Origin of the sequence: Kribbella turkmenica, from assembly GCF_004348725.1 — a bacterium.
Classification (GTDB): Bacteria; Actinomycetota; Actinomycetes; order Propionibacteriales; family Kribbellaceae; genus Kribbella; species Kribbella turkmenica.
This window is the reverse complement of the sequence record NZ_SMKR01000251.1, coordinates 1-7527: the sequence shown is the minus strand read 5'-3', so window position 1 is coordinate 7527 and position 7527 is coordinate 1. Positions and strand designations below refer to the sequence as shown.

Here is a 7527-nt window from a genome sequence, read left to right as displayed (position 1 = left end):
GGCGGCCCCCCAGCCGCTGCTGCTTGGACGGTAGATGACCCACAGTCATCTTGGCAATACCTCAAGTGCCTCTCCGGGCCGCCACCCCAGCTCGACCATCTGCGCCCGCGCTACCCGTTCCGACTGTTCCCGTCCATCGGTGCCATGTCTGGGTACTGCGAAGGTCGGCGAGCGGCGCGGGCGGCTGGGTCGGCGGCAGCACATCGAGTATCCGGTCGGCCTGGTCCAGTCGCACGGGGGCCGCACGCGGACCGAAGGATTTCCCTAGACCGCCGCAGAATCATCGGCGATCGCTTCCACCGCGGTGGAGTTCCTGCGCAGTATTCCCGGCAACCGGCCGCCCGCCCAGCGGCCCGATCCGAGGAGCGCAGTCCATGCGACCTTTCATCACCCGTCCCCGCGCCCTGGCGGTCCTGCTGGCCGGTACGGCGCTCGTCTTCAGCCCACTCGGTGGTCAGGCGACCGCCAAACTCCCCGCCGACCTGGCGGCGGACTGCTTCGTGCCGCCGGCCGGGGCTTCGGCCAGGGGTAGCCACGGTCCGGACACCCGGGAGGTGTCGCCCGCCGAGCAGAAGGCGATCGAGGCCCGGACCGCGCAGTTGCTGAAGGCGAAGGCCGCCCGCGGTATCGGCGTACCGAAGGGTGCGCTGGCGGCCGCGAACGTGCCGGTCTATGTCCACGTCATGCGCGACGCGGCCGGCAACGGCGACGTCACCGACAGCCAGATCACCCAGCAGCTGGCCGTGCTCAACGAGACGTTCGCCGGTCAGGAGTCGTCCGCCGCGGCGAACACCGGCTTCACGTTCACGCTGGCCGGGACGTTCCGGTACAACAACAACCAGTGGCACAAGGACAGGCAGAGCAGCAGCTACCGCAAGCAGACCCGCAAGGGCGGAGCGAACGCGCTGAACATCTGGCTGGTGGACTTCGCCTACCTCGGCATCGCCACGTTCCCGTGGGACTACGACCGCAACCCGAAGATCGACGGCATCCGCGTGCACTACGACTCGCTGCCGGGTGGCGGCATCGCCAACTACAACCTCGGTGAGACCGCAACTCACGAGGCCGGCCACTGGTTCGGGCTGTACCACACGTTCCAGGGCGGCTGCACGAGCACGAACGACGAGGTCACCGACACGCCGGCGCAGAGCAGCTCCACCAACGGCTGCCCCGAGGGCCGCGACTCCTGCTCACTGCCGGGCCTCGACCCGATCCACAACTACATGGACTATTCGTACGACTCCTGCTACAACCAGTTCACTCCTGGCCAGAGCACCCGCATCAGCGACATGTGGACCGCTTACAGGGCTTAAGGTCGTAGCCGTGGTCACCCCGGCATGCGTGGCCGGGGTGGCCACCTTCACACGATGTACCGGTCGCCCGGACGGATGACGCGCAGCCAGCGGCAGCCGTAGGGCTCCAGGTCCAGCTCGAACGTCCCGTCCGGGCCGATGTCCTCGGTCCCGTCGCACAACAGGTCCACAGCACGTACGCCGACTCCGGCGCCCGCGATCGCGAGAGTCGCCCTGGCCGGCTCGGCGGCGAAGTTGTGGACGGCCACGATCGTGCCGCCCTCGCAGTCCGAGCGATGGGCGAACACGGACGGCGACTCGTGCTCGAGGACGGTGCACTCACCCCAGGACAGCTCGGGGCACTCGCGGTAGCGCTGTGCGAGCAGCTTGATCCAGCTCATCAAGGAGTCCGGGTCACGGCGCTGCGACGCGACGTTGACATGCTCCGGGCTGTAGTCGCCATCCGGGAGCGGAGCGGTCAGGTCGGTCGGCTCCGCGACCGAGAATCCGCCGTTCGCGTCGGCCGTCCACTGCATCGGCGTCCGGACGGCGTTCCGGCCCTCGACCGCGAGGTTCTCCCCCATGCCGATCTCCTCGCCGTAGAACAGCACCGGCGTCCCGGGCATCGAGAACAGCAGGCTGTAGACCATCTTCAGCCGGGCCGGGTCGTTGCCGAGCATCGGCGGCAGCCGGCGCCGCAGGCCTCGGCCGTAGAGCTGCATGCTCTCCTCCGGGCCGAACGCGTCGAAGACCTCCTGACGCTCCTCGTCGGTCAGCTTGTCCAGCGTGAGCTCGTCGTGGTTGCGCACGAACGTGCCCCACTGCGCCTCCTCGGGCGGGTCCGGCCGCTCCCGCAACGCCTTCGTCACCTCGGCCGGGTCGTTGCGCGCCAGTGACAGGTACAGCTTCTGCATGCCGATGAAGTCGAAGCTCATGGTCAACTCGTCGCCGTCCTCGTCACCGAAGAAGCTCCGGGTCTCCTTGTACGACAGGTTGACCTCGCCGAGCAGCATCGCCTCACCGCTGCGCCGGGACAGGAACGCCCGCAGGTCGCGCAGGTAGTCGTGCGGATCCGGCAGCTCGGTCGCGTCGAGCGACCCCGACGGATCGATCAGGAACGGTACGGCGTCCACCCGGAACCCGGACAGCCCGAGCCGCAGCCAGAACCCGATCACCCGCATGATCTCGTCGCGGACCTCGGGGTTCGTGATGTCGAGATCCGGCTGGTGCTTGTAGAACCTGTGCAGGTAGTACTGGCCGGCCTTCTCGTCGTACTCCCAGAGACTGGTCTCCTGGTCGGGGAACACGATCCCTTTGTCGCCGTCCGGCGGCGGCTCGTCCCGCCAGACGTACCAGTCCCGGTACGGCGACTGCCGGGAGGATCGCGCACTCTGGAACCACGGGTGCTTGTCGGACGTGTGGTTGACGACCAGGTCGGCGATCACCCGCATACCGCGGTCCCGGGCGAGGGTGATCAGCTCGACCAGGTCACCGTGGGTCCCCAGCCGCGAGTCGACACCGTAGAAGTCGGTGATGTCGTAACCGTCGTCGCGGTCCGGGGTCGGGTAGAACGGCATCAGCCACAGGCACGTCACTCCCAGTTCGGCCAGGTGGTCGATCCGCTGGCTCACCCCGCGCAGGTCACCGCGTCCGTCGCCGTCGGTGTCGAAGAAGGTCTCGACATCGAGGCAGTACACCACCGCGTTCTTCCACCAGACGTCTGCTGTCTCGGTCAGCCTCATGGCACCTCTGTGCCCTGCCCCTCCGGGTCGCATGCCTGCGACCAGACCACTTGGGTACCACCGAGAGCATGGGTGTCGCGCTCGCTCTGCTGTCCGCGCTGGCGTTCGGGCTGTCCGACATCGCCGCCGGCATCGCGTCCCGTCGCTTGCACAGCACCGTCGTGGCGTTCGTCGGTCAACTGGCCGGAGTCGTTCTCACCGCCTCGGCCGCTCTCCTGGTGGCAGCGCCTTCGGTCACGTGGACAGCGCTCGGCTGGGGTGCGCTGGCCGGAGTCGGCACCGGTTTGGGTGCCGCGTTCCTGTTCCAGGCGATGAGCGTCGGCCGGTTCAGCATCGTCGTACCGCTGAGTGATGTCGCCGGTGTGGCCGTCCCCGTGCTGATCGGGGTGGCGCTGCTCGGCGACCACATCGGCCCGGCGGCGTGGTGTGGGTTCGCACTCTCGGTGCCGGCGCTCTGGCTGATCACCAGCAAGGCGGGTCCCCGTGGCGGGTCGGCAGCCGGGGCACGGTGGGCCTTGCTGTCCGGTGCGGCGTTCTCCCTGCAGTACTTGGCTCTCGCTCAGGCCGACCCGGCCGCTGGGCTCTGGCCGTTGGTGTTCAACCGGATCGGCGCAGTACTGAGTGTGGCGCCGTGGGCCGCTCGCCCCGACCGGCTGCGGATGCGGAAGGGCACCTTCGGGATCGCGGTGCTGTCCGGCGTGCTCGGCACCGTGGCGATCGCCGCCTTCTGGTTCGCCAGTCGGGAGCAGGCTTTGTCGATCGCAGTGGTGCTCACTTCGCTGTACCCGGTCGTTCCGGTGCTGGCCGGGATCGCCGTCTTCCACGAGCCGGTGACGCGACGGTTGCTGCTCGGGCTGGGACTCGCCGCGCTGACCGTCGTACTGATCTCACTGTGATCATTCGGTCACTTGGAGTAGGTTCATCCCATGCTGAAGCGTGCTGTCGTGCTGGCCTGGGTCCTGGTGCTCGTCTCTGCCGGGTCGGTGTCTGCCGCGGTGGACAAGCGAATGATCGTCGGGGGAACGCTGGCGAGTGTCAGCGAGGCACCGTGGGCGGTGGTGCTGACGAACTCGCAGTCGTCGCGGCCGACCGGACGGTGGTGCGGTGCCGCACTGATAGCGCCGGACAAGGTGCTGACCGCCGCGCACTGCATGACCAAGCCGCTGTCGACGTACACCGCGATCCAGGGCCGGGCGGACCTGAACGACACCTCGACCGGACGGTCGTCCGGGATCAGCAAGATCTGGATCCACCCGGGCTACAACACCTCGGACAACCGGAACGACTTCGCGATCCTCACCCTCGCCGAGCCGTTCCGGCGGGTCGCGGTGATCGCGCTCGAGACGAACCCGAAGGCCGACCGGAAAGGCGCCGTGCCGACCGTCTACGGCTGGGGCGACACCGCCGGCACCGGACCGGACGACACCCTGCAGAAGGTCGCCGTGCCCGATCTCGGCGACGACAGATGCCTGGCGAACAAGGAGTACGTCGCCAACGGGTACGCCGCCGCCGCGAACGTCTGCGCCGGCAACGGCACCGGCGACGCCTGCCAGGGCGACTCCGGCGGTCCCCTCGTCCTCAACGGCCGTCTGCTGGCCACCGTCTCGTGGGGCAAGGGCTGCGCCGACCCCAGCTACCCCGGCGTGTACGCCGAGATCGCCTCCGCCGCGGCGACCCTGCGCCAACAGGTTCGTTAACCCGAAACATACCTGTCAGTACCGATCTCAGCTCGTCACGGCGCGGACACAGCGGGAAAACATCATGTCCTTACCTTTCTGGTCAGCTACCCAGTTGCCCAGTGAGGAGAAGGCATGGCGCAGACCAGACGTCAGTTCCTGCAACAGGTCGGTATCGCCGGTGGAGCCGGTGTCATGTACTCCACGATGTCGGCGCTCGGCCTCACGAGCGTCGCCGAGACTCCCGCGTACGCCGCCCCGTCGCGAGCCGACCTGAACGGCCGCGGCCGCAAGCACGTCGTCATCCTCGGCGCCGGGATCGCCGGCCTGACATCGGCGTACGAACTGCAGAAGGCAGGGTACGAGGTCACCCTGCTGGAAGCCCGCAGCCGCCCCGGCGGCCGGAACTGGACGGTGCGCGGCGGCACCGTCGAGACCGACCTTGCCGGCCACACGCAGCGGGCGACGTTCTCGTCCGGCCAGTACATGAACGCCGGACCGGCCCGGCTGCCGCAGCACCACGTCACGCTCGACTACTGCCGCGAGCTCGGCGTGGCGATCGAGCCCTTCATCAACCAGAACGCGGACGCCTACCTCTACCGCGAGGGCACCACAGCCCTGTCCAACAAGCCGATCCGGCACCGCACCGCCAAGGCGGACGCCTACGGCTACGTCGCCGAGATGCTCGCCAAGGCGACGGACCAGGGCGCACTCGACGGTCAGCTGACCGCCGCCGACAAGCAGGCCCTGATCGGGTTCCTCAGCAGCTTCGGCGCGATCGGGAACAAGGCGGCCGGGTTCGCCTACACCGGCACCGGCGGCCGTCGCGGCTACGTCGTCGAGCCCGGCGCGGGTCTCGAGGGCGGCACGACGGCAGCGCCGTACGCACTGAGCGACGTGTTCGCCAGCGGCGTGGGCAACTACTTCTCGTTCGAGTTCGGCTGGGACCAGGCAATGATGATGTTCCAGCCGGTGGGCGGGATGGACCGGATCCCGTACGCGTTCGAGAAGGCGATCGGCCGGGACAAGTTCCAGTACGGCGCCGAGGTGACCGGTCTGCGCAACACCACGACAGGTGTCGAGGTCACCTTCCGGGCCGGCAGCCGGATCCGGGTGGTCACCGCGGACTACGCCATCTGCACGCTGCCGCCGCACCTGGCCGCGAAGGTTCCGTCCAACCTGCCCGCACCGATCCTCGAGGCGCTGAAGTACGCCCGTCCGGTCAACGCGGGCAAGATCGGCATCGAGTACGGCCGGCGCTGGTGGGAGGAGGACCACCGGATCTACGGCGGGATCACCAACAGCAACCTCGACACGGTCAACACCTGGTACCCGTCAGCCGGGTTCCATGGCCGGCGTGGCACCGTGATCGGCTACTACAACACCGGCGCGAACGCCAATGTGTACGGCGCGCTGACGCCGGCCGCGCGCCTCGAACGCGCCCTGATGCAGGGCACCAAGATCCACGGCGACGTGTACGGCAAGGACGTCAAGGCGGCCTTCTCGGTGAACTGGCTGGGCACCCGGTACTCCGAAGGTGCCTGGGTCAGCTGGCCGTCGCAGACCGACGGGATCTACGCCCGCCTGCTCGAGGCCACCGGCAACATCTACTTCGCCGGTGACCACCTGTCCCACACCATCGCCTGGCAGCACGGCGCGATGGTCTCCGCCCGGGCGGCCGTGACCGCCCTGCACAGTCGGGTGACCAGCAGATGAAGCGCAAACTCCTGATCGGGTTCGTCGTCGTGGTGATCGCCTCGTGCTCGTTCACCGCCGGGGCCGCCGGTTGGTGGGACCGGCCGAAACCACCACGCCCGGGCACCGTCGTACCGGTCCTCCCCGCCGGTCAGTCCAACCCGATGATCGCCAACGGCGTCGGCATCGGGGCCAACACGCCCGTCTACAAGACCAGCGGGCTGGGCCCGTCCGCTCTCAACACCGGCGCTCCCGCCGGGTCGGAGGCGTCGTACGTCGACACCGTTGTCTTCCCCGGTGGCGCGCTGCCGGCGGGCGTCACCATCACCGAGGCACAGGGCATCAACGTCCTCCGGCGGATCGGCGAGAACCTGCACGCCCAGGGCCTCTCGTACGCCGACGTCTACACGATGCGCGTCTTCCTGCAGAACCCGGCGGGCGCGGCCACCGCCGACTTCGCCGGCTGGAACCGCGCCTACCGTCAGTACTTCGCCAACACCGACCTGACCACGGGCAGGTACGTCCCCGTTCCCCTCGGCACAGCGGCGCCCGCCAAGCCGTTCGTGGTCAACGAGGCGCGTCCGTCCCGCTTCGCACTCGAGATCGAGAACCTGCCGGTCAACGGTTGGCTCGTCGAGGTCGAGGTCGACGCGGCCTACCCGGCCCGGTGACCCCGGCCGGATGCCCCGGCCGACCCGCCGGGGCATCCGGTCTCACAGCACAGCACCTCGCGGCGCGACCTCCACCGCCGCGACGCCGCGCGCGAACAGCACGAGGAGCCGGTCGCCGTGCCGGCATCGAAGGACGCCGTCATCGGTCGTGAACGCGGCGACAGCGTTCTCGACGGCATCGGCGTCGTCGACCGCATCACCGGTCTCGTAGGTGACATCCAACTGGTCACCACTCAGGAGCCGGATCCGCAACACAATGCTGACCATTTCCGCAGCCTAGCCGTCCCGCGCCGGATGTGAGCTCGGATCGGGCTCAGGGCATGCGCTCGTACGCCGGCAGCGTGAGGAAGTCGGCGTACTCGTCGGCCAGCGCGGTCTCGAGGAAGAGCTCCCGGGCCGCCTCGAAGCGGTCCGGGTCGTCGCCGAGCTTGGCGATCTCCTCGTCGGCGAT

At 68.8% G+C, this 7527-nt stretch carries 8 protein-coding genes; 5 read left to right on the top strand and 3 right to left on the bottom strand.

The window, feature by feature from the left end; all coding sequences use genetic code 11:
* The first annotated feature begins 374 nt into the window (after positions 1–374).
* Positions 375–1313: a zinc metalloprotease gene (locus E1218_RS33940; RefSeq protein ID WP_132327142.1), complete on the top strand. Its 939-nt coding sequence runs from the start codon at positions 375–377 to the stop codon at positions 1311–1313.
* 47 nt (positions 1314–1360) lie between these two features.
* On the opposite strand, the gene E1218_RS33935 is transcribed toward E1218_RS33940, so the two are convergent.
* The gene (locus tag E1218_RS33935; protein ID WP_132327141.1) at positions 1361–3034 is read right to left on the bottom strand and encodes an alpha-amylase family protein; all 1674 of its coding nucleotides are present in this window, start codon (positions 3032–3034) and stop codon (positions 1361–1363) included.
* 68 nt (positions 3035–3102) lie between these two features.
* Between E1218_RS33935 and E1218_RS33930 the strand changes: the two genes are divergently transcribed.
* The 4 genes from E1218_RS33930 (at position 3103) to E1218_RS33915 (ending at position 7076) form a co-directional block, all read left to right on the top strand.
* Complete coding sequence (locus E1218_RS33930; protein WP_132327140.1) at positions 3103–3930, top strand: EamA family transporter; 828 nt, start codon at positions 3103–3105, stop codon at positions 3928–3930.
* Positions 3931–3960: 30 nt separating this feature from the next.
* On the top strand, positions 3961–4731 hold the full coding sequence (locus tag E1218_RS33925; protein WP_132327139.1) for a S1 family peptidase: 771 nt from the start codon (positions 3961–3963) through the stop codon (positions 4729–4731).
* Between the two features lie 114 nt (positions 4732–4845).
* The gene (locus tag E1218_RS33920; RefSeq protein ID WP_132327138.1) at positions 4846–6426 is read left to right on the top strand and encodes a flavin monoamine oxidase family protein; all 1581 of its coding nucleotides are present in this window, start codon (positions 4846–4848) and stop codon (positions 6424–6426) included.
* Positions 6423–7076 (top strand): Rid family hydrolase, encoded by a 654-nt coding sequence (locus E1218_RS33915; RefSeq protein WP_132327137.1) that lies wholly within the window; start codon positions 6423–6425, stop codon positions 7074–7076. Before E1218_RS33920 ends, E1218_RS33915 begins: the two co-directional genes overlap by 4 nt.
* 42 nt (positions 7077–7118) lie before the next feature.
* Here E1218_RS33915 and E1218_RS33910 read toward each other — a convergent pair whose 3' ends face one another.
* A complete protein-coding gene (locus E1218_RS33910; RefSeq protein WP_132327136.1) occupies positions 7119–7343 on the bottom strand; it encodes a hypothetical protein in 225 nt (74 codons plus the stop codon).
* 46 nt (positions 7344–7389) lie between these two features.
* Positions 7390–7512, bottom strand: a complete 123-nt coding sequence (locus tag E1218_RS38020) for a hypothetical protein (RefSeq protein ID WP_325052877.1) — start codon at positions 7510–7512, stop codon at positions 7390–7392.
* Positions 7513–7527 lie beyond the last annotated feature (15 nt).